General features: G+C 70.4%; 19 protein-coding genes. 12 read left to right on the top strand and 7 right to left on the bottom strand.

Annotated elements, in window-relative coordinates; genetic code table 11:
* The first annotated feature begins 5 nt into the window (after positions 1-5).
* Positions 6-404 carry a F0F1 ATP synthase subunit epsilon gene (locus L2U69_RS08415; protein WP_236106339.1) on the top strand — a complete coding sequence of 133 codons (399 nt, stop codon included), beginning with the start codon at positions 6-8 and terminating at the stop codon, positions 402-404.
* A 182-nt stretch (positions 405-586) separates the two neighbouring features.
* Here L2U69_RS08415 and tsaD read toward each other — a convergent pair whose 3' ends face one another.
* Positions 587-1,660, bottom strand: coding sequence for a tRNA (adenosine(37)-N6)-threonylcarbamoyltransferase complex transferase subunit TsaD (gene tsaD, locus L2U69_RS08410; RefSeq protein WP_236106338.1), 1,074 nt, complete (start codon positions 1,658-1,660; stop codon positions 587-589).
* 8 nt (positions 1,661-1,668) lie between these two features.
* Here tsaD and hemC point away from each other — a divergent pair, with 8 nt between their 5' ends.
* From hemC to L2U69_RS08380, 6 genes are read left to right on the top strand one after another with little or no spacing between them, the layout of a single operon-like run.
* On the top strand, positions 1,669-2,646 hold the full coding sequence (gene hemC / locus L2U69_RS08405) for a hydroxymethylbilane synthase (protein WP_329605381.1): 978 nt from the start codon (positions 1,669-1,671) through the stop codon (positions 2,644-2,646).
* A gap of 10 nt (positions 2,647-2,656) precedes the next feature.
* On the top strand, positions 2,657-3,382 hold the full coding sequence (locus L2U69_RS08400) for a uroporphyrinogen-III synthase (RefSeq protein WP_236106336.1): 726 nt from the start codon (positions 2,657-2,659) through the stop codon (positions 3,380-3,382).
* Between the two features lie 15 nt (positions 3,383-3,397).
* Complete coding sequence (locus tag L2U69_RS08395) at positions 3,398-4,870, top strand: mitofilin family membrane protein (RefSeq protein WP_236106335.1); 1,473 nt, start codon at positions 3,398-3,400, stop codon at positions 4,868-4,870.
* A 2-nt stretch (positions 4,871-4,872) separates the two neighbouring features.
* Positions 4,873-6,252 (top strand): heme biosynthesis protein HemY, encoded by a 1,380-nt coding sequence (locus L2U69_RS08390; RefSeq protein ID WP_236106334.1) that lies wholly within the window; start codon positions 4,873-4,875, stop codon positions 6,250-6,252.
* 27 nt (positions 6,253-6,279) lie between these two features.
* The gene (locus L2U69_RS08385) at positions 6,280-8,883 is read left to right on the top strand and encodes an ABC transporter ATP-binding protein/permease (RefSeq protein WP_236106333.1); all 2,604 of its coding nucleotides are present in this window, start codon (positions 6,280-6,282) and stop codon (positions 8,881-8,883) included.
* The gene (locus L2U69_RS08380; protein WP_236106332.1) at positions 8,880-9,323 is read left to right on the top strand and encodes a cyclic nucleotide-binding domain-containing protein; all 444 of its coding nucleotides are present in this window, start codon (positions 8,880-8,882) and stop codon (positions 9,321-9,323) included. The genes L2U69_RS08385 and L2U69_RS08380 overlap by 4 nt, the downstream gene beginning before the upstream one ends.
* Positions 9,324-9,332: 9 nt before the next feature.
* Here L2U69_RS08380 and L2U69_RS08375 read toward each other — a convergent pair whose 3' ends face one another.
* The 3 genes from L2U69_RS08375 to L2U69_RS08365 all read right to left on the bottom strand — a co-directional run bounded on the left by L2U69_RS08375 (position 9,333) and on the right by L2U69_RS08365 (position 12,878).
* Positions 9,333-11,687: a S8 family peptidase gene (locus L2U69_RS08375; RefSeq protein WP_236106331.1), complete on the bottom strand. Its 2,355-nt coding sequence runs from the start codon at positions 11,685-11,687 to the stop codon at positions 9,333-9,335.
* A gap of 80 nt (positions 11,688-11,767) precedes the next feature.
* A complete protein-coding gene (gene xth / locus L2U69_RS08370) occupies positions 11,768-12,571 on the bottom strand; it encodes an exodeoxyribonuclease III (protein ID WP_329605379.1) in 804 nt (267 codons plus the stop codon).
* 10 nt (positions 12,572-12,581) lie between these two features.
* Positions 12,582-12,878, bottom strand: a complete 297-nt coding sequence (locus L2U69_RS08365; RefSeq protein ID WP_236106330.1) for a 2Fe-2S iron-sulfur cluster-binding protein — start codon at positions 12,876-12,878, stop codon at positions 12,582-12,584.
* A 132-nt stretch (positions 12,879-13,010) separates the two neighbouring features.
* On the opposite strand from L2U69_RS08365, the gene L2U69_RS08360 reads away from it, so the two are divergent.
* Genes L2U69_RS08360 through L2U69_RS08350 form a run of 3 tightly spaced genes read left to right on the top strand, consistent with a single transcriptional unit; the run spans position 13,011 to position 16,127 of the window.
* Positions 13,011-15,044, top strand: a complete 2,034-nt coding sequence (locus L2U69_RS08360) for an FUSC family protein (RefSeq protein WP_236106329.1) — start codon at positions 13,011-13,013, stop codon at positions 15,042-15,044.
* Complete coding sequence (locus L2U69_RS08355) at positions 15,038-15,244, top strand: DUF1656 domain-containing protein (protein WP_236106328.1); 207 nt, start codon at positions 15,038-15,040, stop codon at positions 15,242-15,244. Before L2U69_RS08360 ends, L2U69_RS08355 begins: the two co-directional genes overlap by 7 nt.
* A gap of 13 nt (positions 15,245-15,257) precedes the next feature.
* Positions 15,258-16,127, top strand: a complete 870-nt coding sequence (locus L2U69_RS08350) for an efflux RND transporter periplasmic adaptor subunit (RefSeq protein WP_236106327.1) — start codon at positions 15,258-15,260, stop codon at positions 16,125-16,127.
* Positions 16,128-16,130: 3 nt separating this feature from the next.
* On the opposite strand, the gene L2U69_RS08345 is transcribed toward L2U69_RS08350, so the two are convergent.
* From L2U69_RS08345 to amaB, 3 genes are all read right to left on the bottom strand, one after another.
* Positions 16,131-16,553 (bottom strand): SRPBCC family protein, encoded by a 423-nt coding sequence (locus tag L2U69_RS08345; RefSeq protein ID WP_236106326.1) that lies wholly within the window; start codon positions 16,551-16,553, stop codon positions 16,131-16,133.
* Positions 16,554-16,639: 86 nt separating this feature from the next.
* Positions 16,640-20,461, bottom strand: a complete 3,822-nt coding sequence (gene putA, locus L2U69_RS08340) for a trifunctional transcriptional regulator/proline dehydrogenase/L-glutamate gamma-semialdehyde dehydrogenase (RefSeq protein WP_236106325.1) — start codon at positions 20,459-20,461, stop codon at positions 16,640-16,642.
* A 60-nt stretch (positions 20,462-20,521) separates the two neighbouring features.
* Positions 20,522-21,988 carry an L-piperidine-6-carboxylate dehydrogenase gene (gene amaB / locus L2U69_RS08335; RefSeq protein ID WP_236106448.1) on the bottom strand — a complete coding sequence of 489 codons (1,467 nt, stop codon included), beginning with the start codon at positions 21,986-21,988 and terminating at the stop codon, positions 20,522-20,524.
* 442 nt (positions 21,989-22,430) lie between these two features.
* Between amaB and L2U69_RS08330 the strand changes: the two genes are divergently transcribed.
* Both L2U69_RS08330 and L2U69_RS08325 read left to right on the top strand, forming a co-directional pair.
* A complete protein-coding gene (locus L2U69_RS08330) occupies positions 22,431-23,780 on the top strand; it encodes a hypothetical protein (RefSeq protein ID WP_236106324.1) in 1,350 nt (449 codons plus the stop codon).
* A gap of 33 nt (positions 23,781-23,813) precedes the next feature.
* Entirely contained in the window at positions 23,814-25,190 is a 1,377-nt protein-coding gene (locus L2U69_RS08325; protein WP_236106323.1) for a DUF1329 domain-containing protein, read from the top strand.
* Positions 25,191-25,222 lie beyond the last annotated feature (32 nt).

The following is a 25,222-nucleotide window of genomic DNA, read 5'->3' as shown; positions in this document are numbered from 1 at the left end:
AGACCATGGCCGACAAGCTGCATTTCGAGCTGGTGAGCCCCGAGCGGCTGCTGTTCTCGGCCGATGTCGAGATGGTGGTCGTGCCCGGCGCCGAGGGTGACCTCGGCGTGCTGGTTGACCATGCCCCCCTCGTCGCCCTGCTGCGCGCCGGCATGGTCGAGGTTCACGACGGCGGCAAGGTGACCGCGCGCCACTTCGTGCGCGGCGGCTTCGCCCAGGTCACGCCGGAAGGTCTGACCGTGCTGGCGGAGGAAGCCCTCGACATGGCGACCACGAGCAAGGCGGCGCTGGAAGCCAAGCTGCAGGACGCCCAGGCGACCCTGGAAGCGGCGGCGGACGACAATCAGCGCATCGCGGCGGAAGCCCATGTCGCGGCGATCAAGGAAGTGGTCGACGCGGCCTGATCTTCGATCGAAGCGAATTGGAAACGGCGGCCCAGGGCCGCCGTTTTCGTTTGGGGACCATCGGTGTTTCGCCCCTCACCCCAGCCCTCTCCCCAAAGGGGCGAGGGGGCGGACCTCGCGCGGCATGAGCTCCCTCGCCCCGCTTGCGGGGAGAGGGCGGGGGGTGAGGGGATGGCGCAGCCCTAAGCCTTCGCGCCCGGCGCCGCCGCCTCGGTGTCGAGGGGCCATCGGGCGCGGGGTTTGAGGTCCAGGGCGTCCGTGTGGCCGGCCTTGAAGTGCTCGACCCCCGCCCAGGCGATCATGGCGGCATTGTCGGTGCAGAGTTTCAGGGGCGGGGCGACGAAATCGATGCCGCGCGCGGTGGCCAGTTCCTGCAACCGGGCGCGGATATGGCCGTTGGCGGCGACGCCGCCGGCGACCACCAGCGGGCAGGGGGCGGGCAGCATGTCGAGGGCGCGGCGCGTGCGGTCGACGATCACGGCGCCGACCACGGTCTGGAAGGCGGCGGCGACATCGGCCCGGTCCCGGTCCGACAGGGGCCTGGGCAGGGCGGCGACGGTCTCGCGCACCGCCGTCTTGAGGCCCGAGAAGGAAAAGTCGCAGCCCGGCCGGCCGATCAGGGGCCGGGGCAGGGAAAAGCGCGTGGCATCGCCCGATGCGGCCGCCCGTTCCACCGCCGGCCCGCCCGGATAGCCGAGGCCGAGCAGTTTCGCCGTCTTGTCGAAGGCTTCGCCCACCGCGTCGTCTATGGTGGTGCCGAGCCGGCGATAGCGCCCGACGCCTTCGACCGCCAGCAATTGGCAATGTCCGCCCGAAACCAGCAGCAGCAGATAGGGGAAGGCGACACCAGAGACGAGGCGCGGGGTCAGCGCGTGCCCTTCGAGATGATTGATGCCGATCAGCGGCTTGCCGGCGCCGAGCGCGATCGCCTTGGCCGTGGTCAGGCCGACGATGACGCCGCCGATCAGCCCCGGCCCCGCCGTCGCCGCCACGGCATCGATATCGCCAAGGCCGAGGCCGGCCTCTTCGAGGGCGCGGCGGATCAGCCCGTCCAGATGGGTGACATGGGCGCGCGCCGCGATCTCCGGCACCACGCCGCCGTAGATCCGGTGATCGTCGAGCTGGGACAGCACGACGTCCGAGAGAATCCGTCCGTCCCCCGCGACCACGGCGGCGGCGGTCTCGTCGCAGGAGGATTCGATGCCCAGCACCAGCGGGCGGGCGATGGCGGCCGGAGAGGCGGCGGAGGGTTCCATGATGTCCGGTGGAATGTTATGCCCGTGCCGTAACATCCGGCGGATACATCGTGCAAGACATCTTGAAGATCGGAACCGTTCTCAAAATTGGAACCAGGGGCAGCCCGCTTGCCCTTGCCCAAGCCCATATGGTGCGCGACCTCCTGGTGGCGCGGAACGAAGGCCTGCCCGAACCCGAGGTCGTGGTGATCAAGACCACGGGCGACAAGGTGCAGGACCGCACCCTGGCGGAGATCGGCGGCAAGGGCCTGTTCACCAAGGAGATCGAGGAAGCGCTGGCCAGCGGCGCCATTGATCTCGCGGTCCATTCCATGAAGGATGTCGCCACCGTTCTGCCCGACCGCCTGGTGATCGACTGTTTCCTGCCGCGCGAGGATCCGCGCGACGCCCTGATCGGCGCACCCAGCCTGGATGCGCTGGCGGCGGGCGCGCGGATCGGCACGGCGTCCTTGCGGCGCGGGGCGCAGGTGAAGGCGCGGCGCCCCGATCTGGTGGTCGAACCCCTGCGCGGCAATGTCGGCACCCGCCTCGCCAGGATCGCGGAGGGCGCCTTCGACGCCACCTTCCTGGCGCTCGCCGGGCTTCGCCGTCTCGGCATGGCGGATCGCGCCGACGGCGTGCTGGAGCCGGAAGTGATGCTGCCCGCCATCGCCCAGGGCATCGTCGGGGTGGAGCGCCGGGCGGACGACGAGACGGCGGCCCGCCTGCTCGCCCCCCTGAACGATAGGGCGGCGGCCCGTTCCGCTGCCTGCGAACGCGCCTTCCTCGCCCTTCTCGATGGTTCGTGCCGGACGCCGATCGCCGGTCTCGCCCGGCTCGACGCGGTGGGCGGCCTGCATTTCATGGGCGAGACCCTGGCCCCGGACGGCAGCGCGCGGCTCTGCGCCGAACGCAGCGGTTCGGCGGACGAGGCGGAAGAGATCGGCCGGGCGGCGGCGCGCGACCTTCTGGACCAGGGCGCGCGCGCGCTTCTCGACCGGGTCTGAGCGCCCGGACATGCGCCTTCTCGTCACCCGTGTCGCGGCGGAGGCGGAGCGCCTCGCCGCCACCTTGTCGGCGAAGGGCCATGAATGCGTGATCGCGCCCCTGATCGACATCGTCCAGCGCCCGGACATCGCCCTCGATACCGACGGCGTCCAGGCCCTGCTGGCGACCAGCGGCAATGGCGTCGACGGTATCGCCGCCGCCACGGCGCGCCGCGACCTGCCGCTCTTCGCGGTCGGCGATGCCACGGCGCGGCGCGCCCGGGCGGCCGGCTTCGCCACGGTCGAGAGTGCCGGCGGCAATGTCGAAAGCCTGGCCGATCTGGTCGCCGGTCGCCTCGATCCGGCCGCCGGGCGTCTGATCCACGGCGCTGGCGCCAGCCTTGCCGGCGATCTCGCGGGTCTGCTCGGCCGGCGCGGTTTCACCGTGGACCGCATCACCCTCTATGATTCGCCCGCCGCCGCCGCCCTGCCGCCCGAGGTAACGAAATGTCTCGCCAGCGACGGTTTTGACGGCTTTCTGTTTTTCTCTCCCCGGACGGCGGCGACCTTTGTTACCCTCGCTGCGGACCTGCGCCCGAAGCCCGCCTTCGGCGCCGGGACGGCCTACTGCCTGTCGGCGGCAGTGGCGGACGCGCTCGCACCGCTCGGCTTCGGCCGGATCCTGGTGGCGGCGCGGCCGACGGAAATCGACCTGCTGACCCTGATCGACGGCACCGCCGCGCCATCGGGAACCTGAGTGACGGAGCATGACATGAGCGAGCGTCCCGACCAGCCGGGCCAGGGCCCCGACCAGCGTGGACTCGACAGGAAACAAGAAGGCGACGCGGCCGACGAATCGGCGATCATCGACGTCGTAGCGGAGGAAATCGCGGACGGGGACGGCGAGAAGGACGAAACCGATGCTCCCGATCCCGAAAAGCCCGAAACCGAAAAGATTGAAACCGAAGCGGTCGCCGAGCCGGCGCCCGAGCCCGAAGCCGAACCGGAAGTCGAAGCAGAGAGCGCGCCCGTGATGGACAAGCCGCTGGAGGATCCGCCGCCGCGCATGGATTCCCCCGATTACGCCGTGCCGCCGCCGTCGCGCGGCTCGCGCCGCAGCCTGTGGTTCGGCGTCGCCGCCATCGTCCTGGTGGCCGCCGGCGCCGGTGTCTGGCACCGCTATGGCGACCGCCTCACCCATATGATCGACGGCACCGAAGCGCCGGCGTCGCCGGTCGCGGAAGTGGTGGGCGATCCCCGGGTCGACGCCCTCGAAGCCGCCGTCGCCGGCCTCGACCGCAAGATCCAGGCCGTCGAGGCGCGGGTCGCCGAACTTGGCACGGCGGGTCCGGCCGAGAGCGGTGGTGCGAGCGATTCGGGGGCTCTGGCCGAGCTTCGCGCCGAGCTTTCGGCCCTGCGCGAGCGCCAGGGCGTTCTCGAGGAAAGCCTGACGGAGGCGGGCAGCGAGGGCGACATGGCCGAGGGCGGCGAGGGCGGCGAACCGTCGCCCGCCCCGGTGGCGGACCCGATGTCGGACCCCGCCCTGAGCGCCCGCCTCGCCGCGATCGACGCGAAACTGGCGGCGCCGTCCGGCGATGCCGCCGCCATCGCGGCGCTGCGCCAGGAAATCGCCGACATGAAGGCCGCGGCCGCCGCCAGCAATGCCCGCATCGCCGACGAGACCGACCGTCTGCGCGCGGTCGGGCGCGGCGTCTCCCTGGTCTATGCCATCGGCCATCTGCGCAACGCGATTTCGAGCGAGCGGCCCTATGACGGGGCGCTGGCGCCGGTGCGCCGCCATTTCGAGGCGCTGGATCTGGTGCGCGAGCCGACCATCGGCAAGGCGCTGGATACGCTATCGGCCCATGCCGCCGAAGGCCTCGCCACGCGCGGCGCCCTGGCCACCGAATTCGCGCCGCTGGCCCGCGCGGCGGTCCAGGCCGCCAACATGCCGGAAGATGCCGATGTCGTCGATCGCCTGCTGGCGGAAGCCGGCAATCTGATCACCGTCCGCCCGGTGGGCGAGGTCGAGGGCGACGACGTTCCCGCCCGCATCGCCCGGGCCGAGCGCCGGCTGGATCGGGGCGATCTCGAAGACGCCCTGGCGGAAGTCGCGGCGTTGCAGGGCGGCGCGGCCGAGGCGCTTTCGGCCTGGAAGGCCAAGGCGGAGGCGCGGCTCGCCGCCGAGGCCGCCGTCGATCTTCTCGACGGCGAGGTTTCCGCCCGCTTCGCGGAGGCGAACTGAGCATGCGCGCGGTCCTGAAGATCACCATCGCGGTCGTTCTCGTCCTCGTCCTGGCGCTGGTCGCCGCCTGGATGGCGGATCGGCCGGGGGTCATCGCCGTCGACTGGCTCGGCTATCGGATCGAAACCTCGGTCGGGGTGCTGATCGCCATCATCATCGTGCTGGCGGCCGTGCTTGCGGCGCTGGCGCGCCTCGCGCTGTTTGCCGCGCGCGGGCCCCGCTATCTCGCGGGAAGGCGCCGGGCCAAGCGCCGGCAGACGGCGGAACGCGCCCTGGTGCGCGGCCTCGTCGCGGTCGCGGCGGGTGATGCGCGGGATGCCAAGAAACAGGCGATCGCGGCCGAGACGGCGACCGACGGCTCGCCTCTGTCGCTGCTGCTGGCGGCCCAGGCGGCCCAGCTCAACGGCGACAGCGGGGCCGCCGAACGCGCCTACAAGCTGATGCTCGAGAATGACGAGACGAAATTCCTCGGGTTGCGCGGCCTGATCGTGCTGGCGCGGCGGCGCGGCGACAACGACATGGCGCTGGCCCATGCCCGCGAGGCCCAGGCGTTGCGCCCCGGCGCGCCCTGGGTGGCGAGCGAGATCTTCGGCTTGCAGGCGGCGCTCGGCGAATGGAGCGCGGCGGAAGAGACCCTTGCCGGCGCGCTCCGCCACAAGCTGATCGAAGGCGCCAAGGGCAAGCGCCACCGTGCCGTGGTGCAATTGGGCCAGGTCGATGCCGCGATCGCCCGGGGCGATTCCCGCGAGGCCCTGACGCTGGCCGAATCCGCCCATGCCCTGGCGCCCGATCTGGTGCCGGCGACGACCCGTCTGGCGCGCCTGCTGGCCGATGCCGGCAAACAGCGCAAGGCCGACCGCCTGCTGGAGAATGCCTGGGCCCATCAGCCCCATCCCGACATCGCCGAGGTTTACGGCGCCATCGCCCCCGACCTTCCGGAGGAGGAGCGCGCCAAGCGCCTCGCCACCCTGGCGTCGATCAATCCGGCGGCGCGCGAAAGCCGGCTCCTCGCCGCCGAACAGGCCCTGGTGCGGCGCCAGTGGGCCGAGGCGCGCGAAGCCCTGATGGTGCTCGTCGCCAACAGCGAGGCGACGCGCCGGACCTACGACCTGCTGGCCGAACTGGAACGGCGCGAGAAGGGCGATCAGCGCCGCGCCGCCGAATGGCAGGAAAAGGCCGCGACCGGCGAATCGGAACCGCGCTGGTTCTGCCACACATGCGGTCACACGCCGGTGAAATGGTCGCCCCATTGCCCGGCCTGTCATTCCTTCGACAGCCTGGAATGGCGGGCGCCCGGCGCGATCAGCGAGATCCTGCCGCCGCCCGCCGCGCCCGCCGACGGAACCGTGCCCGCCGCCGACGTCGCCCGCGCGACCGGCTGATCAAGGCAAGAGCGCCGGAGCCGCGATTTGGAACCGGACTTCCGGCGCTTTCTGTGGCGCTATTCGCTGCGCGCGCAGCTCTCCCTGCTGGCGCTCGCCCTCGCCTCCTTTCCCTTCCTCTGGCTCTATTACGAAATGCCGAAGGAGATCGTCGCTCTGATCGGCGGCGACATGGGACTGCCGCGCCACCTCTTCGGTATCGAACTGCCGTCGCATGTGCTCGGGATCGAGGTGACGGCGGGCGTCCTGCTCGGGACGCAGTGCTTTCTGCTTCTGGCGCTGGTCGTCGTCAATCAGCGCTTTCGCCTCGCGATCGAGCGGCGCCGCATCGATACGGCGGAAAGCGCGCTCCGCCGTATCCGCTTCCAGGCCCTGGCCCTGGTGCTGCGTTTTCCCCAGGCGGCCTTTCGCCAGCGGACGGCGGCAGAAACCATGGCTTCCATGGGCGGCGAGATCGAGGCGCTGAGCGTCCATGTCGGCGATGCGGTCGCCGTGCCGGCCTATCAGGGCGGCACGATCGTCGTGATCATGACCTTCCTCCTGTTGCAGGATCCCCTGCTGGCGGTCGCGGCGGCGGTGCTCTATCCCCTCGCCATGATCATCGTGCCGGGCCTGCAGCGCCGGGTGAACCGCCTGTCGCGCGACCGCAGCCGCCTGATGCGCGGCCTCGGCGAGCGGGTGGACGAGACCTTCCGCCTGATCACCGACATCCACGCCAACGACCAGACGCGCTGGACCCGGGCCTTCCTCGGTGCGCGGCTGGGCGAAGTGTTCCGCACGCGGGTGGCGCTGGACCGGCTTCGCTTCACCATCGCCACCGTGAATACGCTGGTGCAGCAGGCGGGACCGGTGGCGTTCTATGCCCTCGGCGGCTGGCTGGTGTTCCAGGGCCGCCTCGACATCGGAACCCTGGTCGCGGTGATCGCGGCCCACAAGGACATGGCGACGCCCTGGCGCGAACTCCTCGAATGGTATCAGGCGCGGGAGGACGCGCAGGTGAAATACGAAAACACCCTGCGTCTCTACAATCGCCCCGACCTGCGCCCGCCGCCGTCCGACACCCCGCCCGAGGCGATCAGCCTGCGCGGCGAGGCGATCGTGGTCGAGGATGTGATCCTGCGCGACGAAAGCGACAGCCGTCTCCTCGACCGCCTGCGTCTCACCATCGCGCCCGCCAGCTCGACCGCGCTGGTCGGCCCGGCCGGCGGCGGGCGCGAAGCGCTGGCCCAGGCGCTCGCCGGGCTGATCGAGCCGACGGGCGGGCGCATCGCCATCGGCGGGCGCGACGTCGCCGCCATGGCGCCGTCGCTGCGCAACCGGCGTATCGCCTATGTCGGCACGGGCACGGGGACCGGCCTCCAGTCCCGCACCATCGCCGACAATCTCGCCTTCGGCCTGCAACGCGTGCCGCGCCTCGAGGGCACCGCCGAGACGCCGGAACAGCGCGACGCCCGGCGCTGCGGCAATCCGGCCGATCCGCTCGATGCCGACTGGATCGATTACGACGCGGCCGGCGTGGCCGACGCGGCCGGCCTGCGGCAGCGCATGATCGATGTGATGAAGCGCCTCGGCTTCGGCGACACCCTGTTCCGACTCGGCCTTCATTCGCGCCTGCCGGACGGCGTCGCGGCCGAGATCGCGCCCGCGGTGATCGCCGCCCGCGCTCTGCTCGAACGCCGGCTGACGGAACAAGGCGAGGCGGATCTGGTGGTCCATTTCGATCCCGCGCTCTACAACGATCACGCCAGTCTCGCGGAAAACCTGCTGTTCGGCATGCCGACCGACGGTACCTTCAATGTCGACCGCATGACCGACAGCGGCTTCATGCTGTCGTTCCTGACCGATTGCTCCCTGATCGAGCCGCTCCGCGCCGCCGGCGAGCGGATCGCGGCGGTGATGATCGACATCTTCGCCGGCGTCGATCCCGATCACGAGATGGTGCGCCGCTTCGCCCTGGTGACGCCGCCCGAACTGCGGCGCCTGCGCGTTCTCGCCGGTCTCGGCGAGACGGCGCAGACCCGCGACGACCGGCTGATGCTGGTCAACCTGCCGTTCCGGGTGATTGCGGCCCGCCACCGGCTGGACGCGGTGGACCCGGGCCTGAAGGCCGCCGTGGTCGAGGCCCGCGCCCTGCTGGCGGCACGGATGCCGCCGAAACTGGCGGGTACGATCGCGCGCTTCCGGCCGGACGCGGTCAATCCCGCCGCCAGCCTGCTGGACAATATCCTGGACGGCCGGATCGCCGCCGACCGGGTCGGGGCGGCGACGCGGGTGCGCCGGGCGGCGGCGGCCGTGCTCGAGGAGATGGGCCTCGGCGAGGCGGTGATGCGCGCCGGCCTCGCCTATCCGGTCGGCATCGCCGGGGCGCGCCTGGCGCCGGGGGAACGCCTCAGGATCGCGATCGGCCGGGCGCTTCTGCGCCGCCCGGACGTGATCGTGCTGGACGACGTGCTCGGCGCGTTGGACAGTGCCTGTCGGATGACCGTCATCGCCATCCTGCGCGAACTGGCGGCCGAAGGGGTGACGGTGATCGCCTCTTTCGGTGACATGGACCACGCCTTGGGGTTCGATCGTGTGATAACTATCGAACGCGGCCGGATCGTCCGGTCCGCGGACGGGGATGTCAAATGAGCTTGAGTGAGGATGCCGCGACCCTGGCGGCGGTGCCGCTGTTTCAAGGAGTCGATCCGGCGCGGCTGAAACTGATCGCCTTCACGGCCGAACGGCAGACGGTGCCGGCGGGCACGGTGCTGGTGCGCCAGGGCGAGCCGGGGGACGCGGTCTTCGTGGTGCTGTCGGGCGAGGCGTCGGTCCATGTCGACACCGCCGACGGCGGCGCCATCCCGGTCGGCACCGTGCCGGCCGGTACCCTGTTCGGCGAGGTCGCGCTGCTGGCCGACGTGGCGCGCACGGCGACGGTGAAGACCGAGACCGAGATGGTGGTGCTGCGCCTCGGGGCCGATCTGTTCTTCGACCTGGTGCAGGAATTCCCCTCGGTCGGGATCGCGGTGATGCGCGAACTGGCGCGCCGCCTCGACCGGTCGACCACGCTGCTGCGCGACCGCGGCTGACCCTTTCGATCAGAAGCGCAGCCGGTAGCGCAGCATGCCCAGCATCTCGTCGGGCGCCGTGGCGCTGTTGCCCGGATCCATGACATAGAGCAGGTTGAAGCCGAGCAGCGCCTGTTCGCCCACCGGCAGGGCATAGAACGCCTCCCAGTCGATCTCGCGCCCGCCGCCGTCCAGCGCCACGGTCACCATGTCGCCCAGCACCGTGCCGTCGGCGTCGCGCCCGGTCGGGCGGGCCAGTACCAGGGTGCCGCTCTGGCCGCGCAGGGGCTGATGGCTGGTGAAACCCCAGTGGTCGCCCCCGACCACGCCGTTCCGGCCCAGCAGGCCGACGGTCCAGGAATCGCTGGTCAGGTCGCGGGCTTCGCTGATGAAGGCGCCGGTTTCGCCGGCGTCGGTGACGGCGCGGTCGTAGCGCGCGACCAGCGCCACGTCGGGACCGATGGCATAGCGCGCGCCGACCGAGAATTGCACCGTCTCCGCCCCGCCGAGCGCGAGGGCGCCCGTGCCGCTGGCGCCCAGCATCTGGCCGCTTTCCCGGATGAAGCCGATGCCGGCCTCCACCGTCAGGCCGTGGCCGAGGTCGTGGCGCAGCGAGGCCTGCATGGCGCTGGCGCCTTTCGAGAAGGCTTCGGCGCCGACGAAGCCGGTTTCTTCCGGGCCTTCGTTCATGACCGCGACCGACAGCGCGGTGAAGGGCGACAGCGCGGTTTCGATGCCGAGCACCGCGCCCCCGTCGGCCAGCGACAGGGCGCCGGGCACCATCGTATCCGGCAACAGGGAGAGCCCGGCTTCGGTGGGCAGCGAGTCGTTGGCCGGCAGCGCCTCGGCGAAGCCGGTGTTCAGGCCGGCGAAGAGCAGGGTCCGGTCGTCGAGGGCGAGGCGCAGCGCCGCCACCGTCTCCCGCCCGTCTCTTGTGGCGCCGGACAGCGCCGCGCCGGCGCCGACCTGTCGCGATCGCGACGACAGGGACATGCGCATGCCGGGCAGGCCGTCGACATCGGCGAAATGGCCCCGGCCGAAATCGCCGAAGGCGCGGCCGGCGTAGTCCGGCCTCTGGTCCAGCACCACGAGACCGGCCATGTCGACGGTGAAGGTGGCGCCGTCGTAATCGTCGAACATCGCGACGGGGAGGCCGCCGAGGGCCGCGGCCACGGCATCGCCGATCACCGCGTTGCCGGCGATGGCGGTCCCTTCGCCGGCGACCGCGCCGTCGGTGTAGACATTGTCGCCGACGGCATTGGCGACCAGGGTGCCGATCGGCCGGGTCGCCGCGCCGAGGTCCAGCAGGCCATGGCCGTAGAGCGCCTGATTGGCATGGATGCCGTTGTCCTTGGCGGTGGTCAGGACGCGGTCGACGATCTGTTCCGCCGAAAGCTCGGGAAAGCGCGACTTGACCACCGCCAGCGCGCCCGAGGTGACGGCGGCCGCCATCGAGGTACCGGTCATGGTGGTGTAGTCGCCGTCGGTATCGGTCGCATAGATCCTGGTGCCGGGGGCGGCCAGGCACCAGGCGGCGGCATCGCCGCAGGCATTGGCATAGGAGGCGAGGCGCCCGTCGTCGTCGACGGCGGTGACCGCCACCGTCAGCGCCCGGGTGGTCGCGTCGACCGAAGGCACCATGGCGGTGGCATTCGGCTGGTCGGCGCCGGCATTGCCGGTGGAGAACACGACGATGGTGTCGCGGTCGGTGGCATGGCGCACGGCCGAGACGAGGGCGTTCGGGATCGCCGAGTCCGGCGTCGAGCCCCAGCTGTTGTTGACGATGTCGGCGCCGACGTCGGCGGCATAGCGGATGGCGTCATAGGGCGCGCTGCCATAGCCCGAGGTGGCGCCCTCGTCGTCGGTGACGAAACTGGTCAGCGGCAGGATGGACGCCGACCAGGCGACGCCGATCATGCCCTTGCCGTCACGCGCGGCGGCGATGGTGCCGGCCAGATGGGTGGCATGGGTGCTGACCGTGGCGTCGCCGGTCCAATTGGCATTGTCGCCGACGATCCGCCCCGCCAGCTCCGCGATCCCGGTATCGACCTGGCCGTCGTTCACGGCGACGACGACGCCCTGGCCCGAAGCCCCGGTCGAATAGCCGGTGCTGGCGTTGATCATGGCCAGCGCGATCTCGCGGTAATATTCGCGGGTCTCGAAGCTCGCGACCGGGGCGGTGATCAGCTCGATCACGGTATCGACCGTCTCGCCCAGCGGATCCGAGGGGTCGGCCGGGCTCTTGCCGGCCGAACTCGAACTGGTGACGGACGTGGCCTGGACGTCGACGCCACCCCCGCCGCCACAGGCGGCGAGAAGGGCCAGCAGGGAAATGGAGGCACAGTGGCCGATGAAGCGGCCCGTCGGGAATTTTCTGGTCTGCATCGTTCTGGTGTCCCGCTTGACAGTGCGATGACGCCATTTTGGGTGCAATAAACGCTAAAATTCCCTGAATGGGATTAAACCTAACCTGCGTCCAATTCCAGAATGACCGGTGCGTGGTCCGACGGCTGGGGCCATCCGCGCGCCTCGCGCAGCGTCCTGGTGGCGACCAGACCGTCCTTCAGGGCCGGCGTCACCCAGATGTGATCGAGGCGGCGGCCCTTGTCTGCGGCGCTCCAGTCGGCGGCGCGATAGGACCACCAGGAATAGAGTTTCTCGGTTTCCGGCACGAAATGGCGGACCGCGTCGACCCAGTCGTGGGCGGCCTGGACCTCGGCCAGAAGCTCGGTCTCGACCGGGGTGTGGCTGACCACGTCGAGCAGTTTCTTGTGGCTCCAGACGTCGTGCTCTAGGGGCGCGACATTGAAATCGCCGACCACGATGGCGCGCGTCTCCCGGGTCCGCCGCGCCTCGCCCCAGGCCACCATTTCGCGCAGGAAACGCAATTTATGGTCGAACTTGGGATTGACCATGGGGTCGGGCACGTCGCCGCCGGCCGGAATGTAGAAATTGTCGAGCAGCAGGCCGTCCTCGAAGGCGACGCGCAGGTGGCGGGCATCGCCCATCTCGCACCAGTCGTCCTTCTCGATCCGGGTGAAGGGGCGCTTCGAGGCGATGGCGACGCCGTGATAGCCCTTCTGCCCGGCGATCGCCAGATGGGGATAGCCGGCCTCGATCAGGGCGTTCCGCGGGAAAGCGTCCTCGATCGTCTTGATTTCCTGCAGGCACAGCACGTCGGGCGCCTGTTCGGCCAGGAAACGCTCGACCAGGCCGATGCGCAGACGGACGGAATTGATGTTCCAGGTGGCGATGGTCAGGGGGGCCATGGACGGTCCTTCAGCCGAGAACGTCGTCGCCCGGCTCGAGATGGATGACTTCGCAGTCGGAAAGCGGCAGGGCGCGGCAGGCCAGAATCAGGCCCGACGCCCGCTCCGCCTCGGTCAGGGCGAAACCGGCATAGGGCTTCAGGTCGACCTCGCCCGAGACCAGGACGGATTTGCATTTGCCGCAGGTGCCGCCCCGGCAGAAGAACGGCCAGTCCAGATCCTCGTCCAGCGCGGCATCCAGGATGGTCATGCCGCGCGGCACCTCGATCTCGAGGTCGTATTGGGGCAGCCTGACCGTGAACGCCATACCGGTTTCCTTCTGGGGCGGAAGCAGGACACTAGGCATGCCGCCGCGCGCCGTCAAACCGCTTGCGTGACTGGACGGCGCGCAATGCGGCGGGCACCATCGGGCCGACGGGAACGAGGGGGAGACATTGCGATGGTGGGGCCGAGACCGCGTGACCTGCTGTTCTCGGTGAAGACCTTCGCCGCCGGCATGCTGGCGATCTATATCGCCTTCCGTCTCGACCTCGGGCAGCCGGGCTGGGCCCTGCTCACCGCCTATATCGTCTCGCAGCCGCTTTCGGGCGCCGTCCTCGCCAAATCGCTGGCGCGTTTCGCCGGCACCTTCGTCGGCGCCACGGTCGCGGTCGCGCTGGTCGCCGCCTTTTCCGGGGCCCGGGAAGTCTTCATTCCGGCGATCGCGCTCTGGGTCGGGGCCTGTCTCTATGTCTCGATCCTGCTGCGCGAGGCGTCGTCGTCCTATGGCGCCATGCTGGCCGGCTATACGGCGGTGATCGTCGGCTTCGGCTCGGTCGCGGCGCCGCTCTCGGCTTTCGACGTCGCCGTCGCCCGCTGCACCGAAATCAGCCTCGGCATCGCCTGCGCGACGGTGGTCAGCCGTCTCGTCCTGCCGCGGACCACGGGCGGCCTGCTGCGCCGGACGCTGGCGGAATGCCTGGCGGCGGCGCGGGCCTGGGGCTGTGACGTGCTGCGCGGGCGGAGCGACGACGCCCGCCGCCTGCCGGACCGCCGCCGTCTCCTCGGCGACGTCATGATGCTGGACCAGTTGCGCGTCAACGCCCGCCTCGACACGCCGGCGGTCCGGGCCGGGGATGCCGCCCTGCGCCGGATCCAGGCGACGCTGCTCACGCTGATGTCGATGCTGGTCTCGGTCCAGGACCGTCTGCGCCTGCTGCGCCGCGACCGGCCGGAACGTCTCGCGGCCCTCGAGCCCCTGATGGACGATCTGGCGGAACGGATCGAGGGCGGCCGCATGGCCGAGGACGCGGACCTGCACGCCCGGATCGCGGCGGCCCTGCCGGATCTCGACGCCATGCGCGCCGATCCCGCGCGCCGGATCGAGCACATCATGGTCGCCCGCCTCGGTGACATCCTGCGCCTCGACCGCGAATTGCGCCGCCGCCTCGCCGCGCTGCGCCGGGGCGAGCCCGACACGGGCAGCGAAGGGCCGGGACCGGCGCTCAATCCCTATCGCGATCACACCCAGGCCCTGGTCGGGGGGCTGGTGGCCGCCCTCTCGATCGGCCTGACCGCGCTCTTCTGGATCGCCACCGGCTGGCCCGAGGGCGGATCGGCCGTCGTCCTGGTCGCCGTCGTCTGCTCGATCATGGCCAGCCAGGACAGTCCGGCCCGGGGCGCGGTGCTCTTCCTCCTCGCCAGCGTCGCCGCGCTCGGTCTCGCCGGGCTCTATAATTTCGCGGTGTTTCCGGCGATCGCCGGCTTTCCGCTCTTCGTCCTTGCCTTCGGTCTCGTGCTCGTGCCGCTCGGCGCGCTGATCCCGGTCGGCCGGCTCGGCATGCTGGTGCTGCCGACGGTGATGACCACCATCGCCATCAGCGGTCTCGGCAACGACAGCCGGCTCGGCTTCGAAGGCTTCGTCAACGGCGGGCTGGCCCTGATCGTCGGGGTCGGCTTCGCCGTCGGCTGTCTGCGCCTGCTGCGTCCCTTCGGCGTCGAATGGGCGGTGCGGCGCCACCTGCGGGGTGTCCGCCTGGCGCTCTCGCGCCTTGCCGCCGAACGCGCGCCCGAAGCCCGCACCGCCTTCGAAAGCCGGATGTTCGATCACATCAACGCCCTGATCTCGCGCCTCGGGGCCGAGGATACGGCGCATCGCGAAATCCTGCTCGGCGCCCTCGCGTCGCTGCGTATCGGCCTCAACATCCTCCTCCTCCGGCGCGAGCTGCCGCATCTGCCGCCGCCGCTCGGCGATGCCGCGACGGCGGGGCTCGACGCCCTGGCGCGGCATTTCGCCGGACGCGGCGGCGATCCCGTCGCGGTGCTCGATACCGTCGCCGACCGTGTCGCCGGGATCGAGGGGGCGGACGGCGCGGTCACCACCATCCTCGTCGCCCTGTCCGGAATCCGCACCAGCCTGGCGGAACACACCGGGTTCTTTCGCCTGGAGCCCGCGCCGCCGGCGCGGGCGATGACCGAGGCCGTGCCATGCTGATGCTCAAGGAAATCGACCTGTTCGGCGTCTTTCTCGCGCCGATGATGCTCTATGTCGTGATCGCCGGGGCGCTCTGGCTCGGCCTGCGCCGCCTGCTGTCGCGCTTCGGCGTCTATCGCGCCGTCTGGCATCCGCCCCTGTTCAATGCCGCCCTGTTCCTGATCCTGCTGGCCGGCATCGCCGCCGCCGGCTACCGCTGAGGGAGTGCGCCCGATGCGCCCGAACCGCCTTCTTCCCGTCGCCGTCACCCTGTCGGTGGTCGCCGTCGCCATCGCCGCCGGCATCTTCCTATGGGATCTCTATATGGACAGCCCTTGGACCCGGGACGGCAGGGTCCGGGCCGAGGTGATTCAGGTCGCGCCGGACGTCGCGGGCGCCGTGGTCGAGATCCATGTCGCGGATAATCAGCCGGTGGCGCGCGGCGACGTGCTCTTCGTCGTCGACAGGGCGCGCTACGAACTGGCGCTGACGCGGGCCGAGGCCTCGGTCGCGGCGTTGAAGGAACAGGCGGCGCAGCGCCGGCGCGAGGCCGAGCGGCGCACCCGTCTCGGCACCTCGGCGATCACGGTCGAATCCCGCGAACAGGCGGAAAGCGCCGCCGTCCAGGCCGAAGCCGGCCTCCGCCAGGCCGAGGCCGATCTGGCGAGCGCGCGGCTCAATCTGGAACGCACCATGGTGCGGGCGCCGGTCAACGGCTATGTCACCAACCTGCACCTGAACCTCGGCGACTATGTCACCGCGGGAAGGCCCGCCTTCGCCCTGGTGGACAGCGATTCCTATTACGTCGTCGGCTATTTCGAGGAAACCAAGATCCCACGCATCCGCGAGGGCGATCCGGTGTCGATCCGGCTCATGGGGCGCGACGGCGAGATCCGGGGCAAGGTCGCCGGCATCGCCCGCGCCATCGTCGATCGCGATGCCAGCGACGGCGGCGATCTCGTCGCCAACGTCAATCCGACCTTCTCCTGGGTGCGCCTCGCCCAGCGCATTCCGGTGCGGGTGGCGCTCGACCCGCTACCGGCCGATCTGGTGCTTTCCGCCGGCATGACCGCGACCGTGGTGGTCGAGCCGGCGGCGGAGTGAGCCTCAGGCCAGCTTGCCCAGGCCGTCGTTGATCGCCTTTTCGAGGGCGGAGCGCACGATCGGTCCGATCAGCGGCAGCTTGCCCTCGAAGACGATGGTGTAGTCGAGGTGGGAACCGCCGTCGGGGCGGGCGGTGAACACCATGGTGCCCAGATGGTTCTTCAGGGGGCTGCCCTTGGTGATGCGGTATTCGATCAGCTCGTTCTCGATCGCCGCCGTCACCGTCTCCTCGAAGGGGCCGCCGACCGGCAGTTTCAGGCGGCGCACGGAACCGACGCCGTTGCGCGTGTCGTTGCCGTCGCGCACCCGCGTCACCTTGGCCGGGGCGAAGACCTTGCCCAGGTTCTCATGCTCCGCCAGATAGGCGTAGAGTTCGCCGACCGGCATCTTGAAATCGCGGCTGATCGAAATTTTCTGCTGGCCCATGTGACCGCTCTCCCCGTTTTTCCGAGAGACTAGAGCCCGCCCGCGAGGCCGGCAAGTGCCTGAAGCGGGCAGGGGGGCAGTGGGCCTCAGCCGATCGCCATCAGGCTGGCGTTGCCGCCGGCCGCCGCCGTGTTGGTGCTGATCGCGGTCTCTTCCAGAAGGGCGCAGAGATCGACCTCGCCGTCGACCGTGATCACCCGGGGCTGCAGGATCGGTCCGTCCAGTTGGGCGAGATCGCAATCGAAGGCGGCCAGCGTATCGCCGTCGCCCTCGAACAGCGCGGCGCCGAGCGCGCTGGCGACCGCGAGCGATGCGATGGGTTCCACATGGGCCGTCACGTCCCTCGGCAGGCCGGCGAGATGGCCGGCGATCGCGCCGCCCGCCTCGACCACCAACCTGTTGCCGGTGGCGAGGGTGGCGGCGAGGGCGAGGAAGGCCCCCTCCAGGCTCGCCGCCCGGGCGAGGACGCGGCCGCGCGGGCGCAGGCCATAGGTGTTGCGTTCCCCGACCGGCCCCGGCAGGTCGAGGACGAGACCGAGGGGGGAGAGCGTCGCGAGGGCGCGGGCCTTTTCCGCCAGGGTCCCGTGTCTCGTGGCCGCCAGATGGTCGGCGAGGGCAAGGGCGGCCGGGGCGGGGGCCGGGCCCGGCGGCAGGCCGCCGTCGGCATCCGGCCGGCGCGCCAGCAGGCGACGCAGATAGAGCGGGCCGCCCGCCTTCGGCCCCGTTCCCGACAGGCCGCGCCCGCCGAAGGGCTGCACGCCGACGACGGCGCCGACGATATTGCGGTTGACGTAGATATTGCCCGCCTCGATCCGTCCCGTGACATTGGCGATGGTCTCGTCGAGCCTGGTGTGCAGGCCGAAGGTCAGGCCGTAGCCGGTGGCGTTGATGGCCTCGATCAGGGCGCCCAGATCCTTTCGCCTGTAGCGCAGGACATGAAGGACGGGGCCGAAGACCTCCCGGCCCAGGGCGGCGACATCGTCGATCTCGATCAGGGTCGGGGCGACGAAGGTGCCGTGGCGCGTCTCGTCGCCGAGGGCGAGGCGATGGACGGGAAAGCCGCGCTCGGCCATGGCGGCGACATGGGCTTCGATGCCGTCCTTCGCCGCCTGGGTGATCACGGGGCCGACGTCGGTCGAAAGCCGGCCCGGATTGCCGACCGTCAATTCCTCCATGGCGCCCTTCAGCATGGCGAGGAGGCGATCGGCGATCTCGTCCTGCAGGCACAGCAGGCGCAGCGCCGAGCAGCGCTGGCCGGCGCTGTCGAAGGCGGAGGTGACGACGTCGATCACCACCTGTTCCGCCAGCGCCGAGGAATCGACGATCATGGCGTTCTGGCCGCCGGTCTCGGCGATCAGGGGCAGGGGCCGGCCCTCGGGCGTCAGGCGCCCGGCGATGCGGCGGTGGATAAGGCGCGCCACTTCGGTCGAGCCGGTGAAGATGACGCCCCGCAGGCGGGGATCGCCGATCAGGGCGGCACCCGTCGGCCCGCCGCCGGGCACGAGCTGAAGCGCGCCTTCGGGCACGCCCGCCTCGTGCAGCAGGGCGACGGCGGCGGCGGCGATCAGGGGCGTCTCTTCCGCCGGCTTCGCCAGCACGACATTGCCGGCGGCGAGTGCCGCCGCGACCTGGCCGGTGAAGATGGCCAGCGGGAAATTCCACGGGCTGATGCAGACCACGGGGCCGAGAGGGCGTTCCTCGTGCCCGTCGAAGCGGCGCACGGCCTCGAGCCCGTAGTAGCGCAGGAAGTCCACCGCCTCCCGCACCTCGGCGACGGCATTGGGCAGGGATTTGCCCGCCTCGCGCACGATCAGGCCGAGCAGGGCGGTCATCCGCGCCTCCAGCAGATCCGCCGCGCGGGCGAGGCAGGCGGCCCGCTCCGCCGGCGGCGTCGCGGCCCAGATGGGGGCCGCGGCCAGGGCCGGGCCGAAAGCGTCGGGGGCGGTCACCGGATCGGGAAACACCGCGCCGCCGACCACGTCGCGGTGATCGGCGGGGTTGCGCAGCGCGATCGCCGGCCCTTCCGCCGGGCCGACGTGACGCTCGACCTCGAGGCTGGCCAGGAGGGCGGCGGAGACCGAGGCCAGATATTGCTCGTTGGTGAGGTCGAGCCCGGTCGAATTGGCCCGCTCCGCGCCGAACATGTCGCGCGGCAGGCGGATCGCGGGATGCGGCGCGCCGACGGGATCGAGGGCGCGGGCCGCCGCCACCGGATCGGCGATCAGATCCTCGACCGGGACCGTCTCGTCGGCGATCCGATTGACGAAGGAGGTGTTGGCGCCATTCTCCAGAAGGCGCCGCACCAGATAGGCGAGCAGCGTCTCATGGGTGCCGACCGGGGCATAGATGCGACACGGACGCTTGGCGCCGCCATTGCCCACCAGTTCCTCGTAGAGCGGTTCGCCCATGCCGTGCAGGCATTGGAACTCATATTGTCCCGCATAGTAATTGTCGCCCGCCATGGTCATCACCGTCGCCAGCGTATGGGCGTTGTGGGTGGCGAATTGCGGAAAGACGGCGTCGGGCGCCGCCAGCAGTTTCCGCGCGCAGGCGAGGTAGGAGACGTCGGTGTGGATCTTGCGGGTGAAGACCGGGAACCCCTCCAGCCCGTCGACCTGGGCGCGCTTGATCTCGCTGTCCCAATAGGCGCCCTTGACCAGCCGCACCATGAGCCGGCGCGACGAGCGCCGGCCGAGGTCGATCAGATGATCGATGACATGGGGGCAGCGCTTGCCATAGGCCTGGACCACGAAACCGATGCCGTTCCACCCGGTCAGATCGGGATCGAAGCACAGTGCCTCGAGGAGGTCGAGGGAGATTTCCAGGCGCTCCGCCTCCTCGGCATCGATGTTGAGGCCGATGTCGTAGCGCCGCGCCAGCAGCGCCAGGGATTTCAGGCGCGGCAGCAGTTCCGCCATCACCCGGTCGAACTGGGCGCGGGCATAGCGTGGATGGAGGGCCGAGAGCTTGATCGAAATCCCCGGTCCGTCGTAGATGCCGCGTCCGGCGGAGGCCTTGCCGATGGCGTGGATCGCGGTTTCGTATGCGGCGAGGTAACGCGCCGCATCCTCCGCCGTGGTCGCCGCCTCGCCCAGCATGTCGTAGGAATAGCGGAAACCCCTGGCTTCCATCTTGCGGGCATTGGCGAGGGCTTCGGCGATGGTCTGGCCGGTCACGAACTGCTCGCCCATCATGCGCATGGCGATGTCGACGCCCTTGCGGATCAGGGGTTCGCCGCTGCGCCCGATCAGGCGGGTCAGGGCGGAGGACAGGCCCTGTTCGCTGGTGGTCGCGGTCAGGCGCCCGGTGACGACGAGGCCCCAGGTCGCCGCATTGACGAAGAGCGAGGGGCTGTGCCCGACATGGGACTGCCAGTCGCCGGACGCGATCTTGTCGCGGATCAGGGCATCCCGCGTCGCCCGGTCGGGAATGCGCAGCAGGGCTTCCGCCAGGCACATCAGGGCGACGCCCTCGGGCGCCGACAGGGAATATTCATGGATCAGCGCCTCGACCCCGCCCCTGCGCTGCTTGGCGCGCAGCCGCACCACGAGGTCGCGGGCGAGCGCCGTCGCCTTCTCCATCCTGTCCGGCGAAAGGCTCGCCTGTTCGATCAGATAGGGCAGGCACTCCGGCTCGGGCCGGCGATAGGCGGCGGTGATCCGGGCGCGCAGCACGCCCTGCGGCTGAACCCCTTGCGCGAAGTCGAGGAAGGGCAAGGGCGCTTCCGCGATGTCGTCTTCCACTTCGGGCGCGTCGTCGTTCGGCACCTCGCCGCGCTCGATCCGGTCGAGAGCGGCGAGCAGGGCGCTCTTCACCACCCAATGGGGCGTGCGGCCCAGGCTCTCGGCGGCGGCCTTCAACCGCGCCCGCAGCGCATCGTCCACCTTCACGCCGATCGTCGTCGCCATGGCTCGCCTCCAGACTGGGTTGCACCTTTCTACAGGAAAAGGTGCAACCGCGCCATGGCGTCAGACGATGTCGAAGCGGACACCCTGGGCCAGCGGCAGGTCGCGGCCGTAGTTGATGGCCGAGGTCATGCGCCGCATGTAGCCTTTCCAGGCATCGGAGCCGGATTCGCGGCCGCCGCCGGTCTCCTTCTCGCCGCCGAAGGCCCCGCCGATCTCGGCGCCGGAGGTGCCCATGTTGACATTGGCGATGCCGCAGTCGGAACCGGCGGCGGAGAGGAAGGCTTCGGCTTCGCGAAGGTCCGTCGTGAAGATCGACGACGACAGGCCCTGGGGGACGCCGTTCTGCAGCGCGATCGCCTGATCGAGATCGCGGTAGGGCAGGACATAGAGGATGGGGGCGAAGGTTTCCTGCAGCATGGGGCCGGCCTGTTCCGGCATCTCGACCAGGGCCGGACGGCGGTAGCAGGCATCGGGAAAGCCCGGCACCGTCACCGCCTCGCCGCCGGCCACCGTGGCCCCCAGGTCGCGGGCGGCCGACAGCGCCAATGCCATGGCCTCGCCCGCCGCGGCATCGATCAGCGGGCCGACCAGCACGCCGTCGTCCAGCGGGCTGCCCACGGTCACCGCGCCGTAGACCCTGGCCAGGCGCGGCACCAGGGCATCGCGGACGCTCTCATGGACGAAGAGGCGGCGGAGCGTGGTGCAGCGCTGGCCGGCGGTGCCCATGGCGCCGAAGGCGATGGCCCGGACCGCAAGGTCGAGATCGGCCGACGGCGTGACGATCGAGGCATTGTTGCCGCCGAGTTCGAGGATGGAGCGGCCGAAGCGCCGCGCCACCCGTTCCCCGACCACGCGGCCCATGCGGGTGGAACCGGTGGCGGAAACGACGGCGATCCGGGGATCGTCCACCAGGATGCCGCCGACCTCGGCCCCGCCCGTCACCACTTGGACGAGGCCGTCGGGCACGCCGCCGAAGCGCGCCGCCGCGCGTGCCACCAGGGCATGGACCGCCAGTGCGGTCAGCGGCGCCTTTTCGGACGGTTTCCAGATCACCGGGTCGCCGCAGACGAGGGCCAGCGCGGCATTCCACGAAAAGACCGCGACCGGGAAATTGAAGGCGGTGATGACCGCGACCACGCCCGCCGGGTGCCATTGTTCCATCATGCGGTGGTCGGGCCGTTCGCTCGGGATCGCCAGACCCTGGAGCTGGCGTGACAGGCCGACCGCGAAGTCGCAGATGTCGATCATCTCCTGCACCTCGCCCTCGCCCTCCGACGGGACCTTGCCCACCTCGAGGGTGACGAGCCGGCCCAGCGCCGGCTTGGCCGCGCGCAGTTCCTCGCCGATCAGGCGCACGAATTCGCCGCGCCGGGGGGCGGGCACGCGGCGCCAGTCGCGAAAGGCGGCCGTCGCCGCCGCGATCGCCGTCTCCACCGCGTCGGGCGCGCTGTCGGCGACATGGGCGACGATGCCGCCCGAGATCGGCGACAGGACCGGCCGGCCACCGGCGGCGGTCGCGACCCCCAGGGTTTCGAGGAGGGCGGCGGTCTCGCGGGCGACGGCCTCGGGGCTGCCGGGACGATCGGTGGTTCCGGGGCGATCGGTGGTCAAGGTGGCGTCCTTCCATTCGAGACGGCGCGGTTGAGCGGGGGGCATTCACGGCTATAGCCCGCCCGAACGGCCCGGCCAATGGCCGATTGGGCAGGGCAGGGCGGCGGCAAGAACCGAATGACCGGACGCGATGCAACGAGTTCGGCGGCAAGTAGCTCCATATTTGGGGGAAAGTGGCCCATCGCCTCTCCCTAAATGGGAACAACTCTTGGGTGGCCCTCCCATTCGGGTGGGCTGCCGGGGTGGGGGGGCCGGGCTATCAAATTTCCAAACAAGACGACCGCGGGCATGCGCCCAGCGAAACGGCCGAAAAGCCGGCGTGTCCGTGGCGACGAGGGGTGGAAACGAGGGGCTCGTGATGAATCACAGAATCCGTATGCGGCCGTTGGCCAAGGGCGCGGCGCTGGTAGGGCGCGCGGTGCTGATGGGAGGCGCGGCGGTCGTGGCCGCCTCCGGCGCCTCGGCGCAGCAGGCGGCGCCGGCCGGCGCCTTCGACGGCAGCGTCGCCGTCGCCAGCAGCAGCTTCCAGCTCGATGCCTTCGCCGGCGTCGACGAAAGCGGCGAATTCTACGGCCTGGCGCCGACCGTGACCCTGCCGCTCGGCGACAATCTGGGCCTCCAGCTCGACGGCATCGGCGGCATGGTCGGCACCGATACGGATTTCTACGGCGGCGCGGCCCAGCTCTTCTTCCGCGACCCGACCGCCTTCAGCATCGGTGTCGCCCTGTCGGGCGTGGTGATCGACGAGCAGACCCAATATGGCGCCGCCGCCATCGCCGAATATTACATCGACAACATGACCATCGAGGCCCTGGCCGGCGTGCAGGACGGCGACATCGTCTCCAGCAGTTTCATGGGCCGCCTCGGTCTCTCCTATTACGCCGCGCCCAGCTTCCGCTTCGGGCTGGGGGTTTCCTACACCGAACTCGGCGAAGTCGGCGCCGATACGGAAATCGAATTCATGCTGTCCGCCGCGAGCGGCTTCGCCTTCTACGCCCTCGGTTCCTACGACAAGGACGGCGCCCTCGGCATGGCGGGCCTGCGGCTCTATGCCGGCGGCGAGGATTCCCGCGCCAAGGACGGGGAGGAAGCCCCCCTCTCCCTCATGGACCGGCACCGCAACATGGGCCGTCCCAACTATTTCTTCGCCAATCCGTCGGCGAACGGTGTCCGCTTCATTTCGCAGGTCGGCGGCGCGATCGCCAAGGGCCGCGCCATCGGCGAGATTCCGGCCACCACCCAGATGCCGGGCGGCGCCGGCGACGAAGGCCCCCTCGCCGGCTCCGACTCCGCGATCGGCGATCTGCTGAACGACCTGCTGGCGACAGACAGCGATCAGGCGCCGCTCGGCAATCTGCTGGCGGGCATTCTGCCGGCGGGTGATACCGGCACGCCGCTGGACGGCATCCCGATCGTCGGCGATCTCGCCGGCAGCGTCGCGGTCCTGCTCTCGCCCGAAACGCTCCGGGTCGGGGACCTGCCGACGGGCGACAATTCGCTGGCGGCGATCCCGCTGGTCGGCGATCTCCTGAACCTGCTGCCGGCCGAAGGCACCTATGTCCTTCTCGGCAGCCTGCAGCCGGAAGCGGTGAGCAGTCTGCTGCTGCCCGGCATCGTCGAGGGCATCACCGATCCGGCGACCGTGACCGACCTCCTCGGTCGCCTCGGCAGCACGCTTGGCCTGCCCGGCCTGCCCAGCCTGGAGTAGGATGGGGCCGGACTGAGTCGGGAAAGGCGGGTCATGCATGTCGGGCGGTTCGGCCGGGGCTTCACGCGCCGGCACTTCCTGGGTCAGGCGGCACGCGGCTGCGTGACCGCCGGCGTGCTCATGCCGCTGTGGGACGCCCTGGCGGCGACCGGCAGCGCCGACGCCGCCTATCCGGACGAACTCCTCTCGATCGAGGAATATACCAAGGGTAAGCTGGCACCGGGTCAGGAAATCTCGGCGGAGAACGTCGATCTGGTCGCCGATCTCCTGGACCCGATCCAGGTCACCCAGATCCGCGAGATGGGGCGGCGCCTGCGCCTCGTTCGCGAGACCCACGACATCATGCGCCTCAGTCCCTGGGAGTACATGGAGGCGACCCTGCGCAACAAGGGTCGCGCGCGCATCGACGGCAACGGCAACGTCGTGACCGACGACGGGACGCCCTGGATCGGCGGCCATCCCTTCCCGGCGACGACGGACGGCTTCGAGGCCATGGCGGGCCAGACCCTGGCCTGGGGCCGGCACGACGCGACGGTCTACGTCATCACCGAATGCGACGTCAGCGTCGATGGCGACATCCGCTATCGCTACGAGGGCGCCTGGGCCGAAATGCAGGCGACCGGCCGCCTGGTGATGGACCCCAAGCCCCATATCCCGGGTCAGGAGGATCTGCTGCGCTTCCAGGCGATCTATTTCACGGCGCCCCACGACGTGCGCGGCACCTCCTTCCTGAACACCTGGTACTACGACCAGCGCAAGTTCCCGGACCTCTTCGGTTACGTGCCGACCTTCAAGCGCGTGCGCCGCTTTCCGACCAACCAGCGCTTCGAGCCCATGCTGCCGGGCACCGATCTCTATCTGTCGGATGCCTGGGCGGCGGGCGATCCCTATCTGACCTGGGGCAACTGCAAGGTGGTGGCGACCGGGCCGTTCCTGGCGCCCCTGGCGGACAATTGGTCGGGCGCCGATCCCGACTGGACGCGCAAGACCCACGGCGGGCCGAAGGGCCTGACCTTCTTCGATACCGCGGTCGAGCTGGTGCCCCAGACCATCGTCGTCGAATCCGAGCCGACCGGCTATCCGCGGGCGCCGATCTCGAAGAAATGGGTGCGCTTCGACCTGCGCACCATGCTGCCCGTCTCCATGGTCAGCTTCGATCGGCGCGGCCAGCCCTTCCGCTCCTTCGACGGTGCCTATTCGCTCTATGACGACGGCACCAACAAGGTCATGGACGGCGCCCATCCCTATTGGTCGTGGTCGCATATCCATGCCTTCAACACCCAGACGCGGACCATGACCCGCCTCGAACAGCGCCCGCGCCTCGACAGCGGCGACGTCATGCGCGTGAACGATCCCGACATCTACGACGCCTATCTGACCCAGTCGGCCCTGCAACGCCGGGGGTACTGAATCATTTCGCGTCGTCCAGGCAGAAGGCCGGG

The sequence above is a fragment of the Zavarzinia marina genome (assembly GCF_021568905.1).
GTDB classification, from domain to species: Bacteria; Pseudomonadota; Alphaproteobacteria; order Zavarziniales; family Zavarziniaceae; genus Zavarzinia; species Zavarzinia marina.
The sequence above is the reverse complement of the archived record's forward strand: the minus strand, read 5'-3'. Positions and strand labels throughout refer to the sequence as shown.

Coding starts and splice junctions, on each gene's coding strand:
- L2U69_RS08350 (WP_236106327.1), top strand. CDS start 15,258: ATGCGCCCGAACCGCCTTCTTCCCGTCGCCGTCACCCTGTCGGTGGTC.
- tsaD (WP_236106338.1), bottom strand. CDS start 1,660: ATGGAACCCTCCGCCGCCTCTCCGGCCGCCATCGCCCGCCCGCTGGTG.
- L2U69_RS08415 (WP_236106339.1), top strand. CDS start 6: ATGGCCGACAAGCTGCATTTCGAGCTGGTGAGCCCCGAGCGGCTGCTG.
- L2U69_RS08360 (WP_236106329.1), top strand. CDS start 13,011: ATGGTGGGGCCGAGACCGCGTGACCTGCTGTTCTCGGTGAAGACCTTC.
- putA (WP_236106325.1), bottom strand. CDS start 20,461: ATGGCGACGACGATCGGCGTGAAGGTGGACGATGCGCTGCGGGCGCGG.
- L2U69_RS08325 (WP_236106323.1), top strand. CDS start 23,814: ATGCATGTCGGGCGGTTCGGCCGGGGCTTCACGCGCCGGCACTTCCTG.
- L2U69_RS08355 (WP_236106328.1), top strand. CDS start 15,038: ATGCTGATGCTCAAGGAAATCGACCTGTTCGGCGTCTTTCTCGCGCCG.
- xth (WP_329605379.1), bottom strand. CDS start 12,571: ATGGCCCCCCTGACCATCGCCACCTGGAACATCAATTCCGTCCGTCTG.
- L2U69_RS08330 (WP_236106324.1), top strand. CDS start 22,431: ATGAATCACAGAATCCGTATGCGGCCGTTGGCCAAGGGCGCGGCGCTG.
- L2U69_RS08380 (WP_236106332.1), top strand. CDS start 8,880: ATGAGCTTGAGTGAGGATGCCGCGACCCTGGCGGCGGTGCCGCTGTTT.
- L2U69_RS08365 (WP_236106330.1), bottom strand. CDS start 12,878: ATGGCGTTCACGGTCAGGCTGCCCCAATACGACCTCGAGATCGAGGTG.
- L2U69_RS08375 (WP_236106331.1), bottom strand. CDS start 11,687: ATGCAGACCAGAAAATTCCCGACGGGCCGCTTCATCGGCCACTGTGCC.
- L2U69_RS08345 (WP_236106326.1), bottom strand. CDS start 16,553: ATGGGCCAGCAGAAAATTTCGATCAGCCGCGATTTCAAGATGCCGGTC.
- L2U69_RS08395 (WP_236106335.1), top strand. CDS start 3,398: ATGAGCGAGCGTCCCGACCAGCCGGGCCAGGGCCCCGACCAGCGTGGA.
- L2U69_RS08400 (WP_236106336.1), top strand. CDS start 2,657: ATGCGCCTTCTCGTCACCCGTGTCGCGGCGGAGGCGGAGCGCCTCGCC.
- L2U69_RS08390 (WP_236106334.1), top strand. CDS start 4,873: ATGCGCGCGGTCCTGAAGATCACCATCGCGGTCGTTCTCGTCCTCGTC.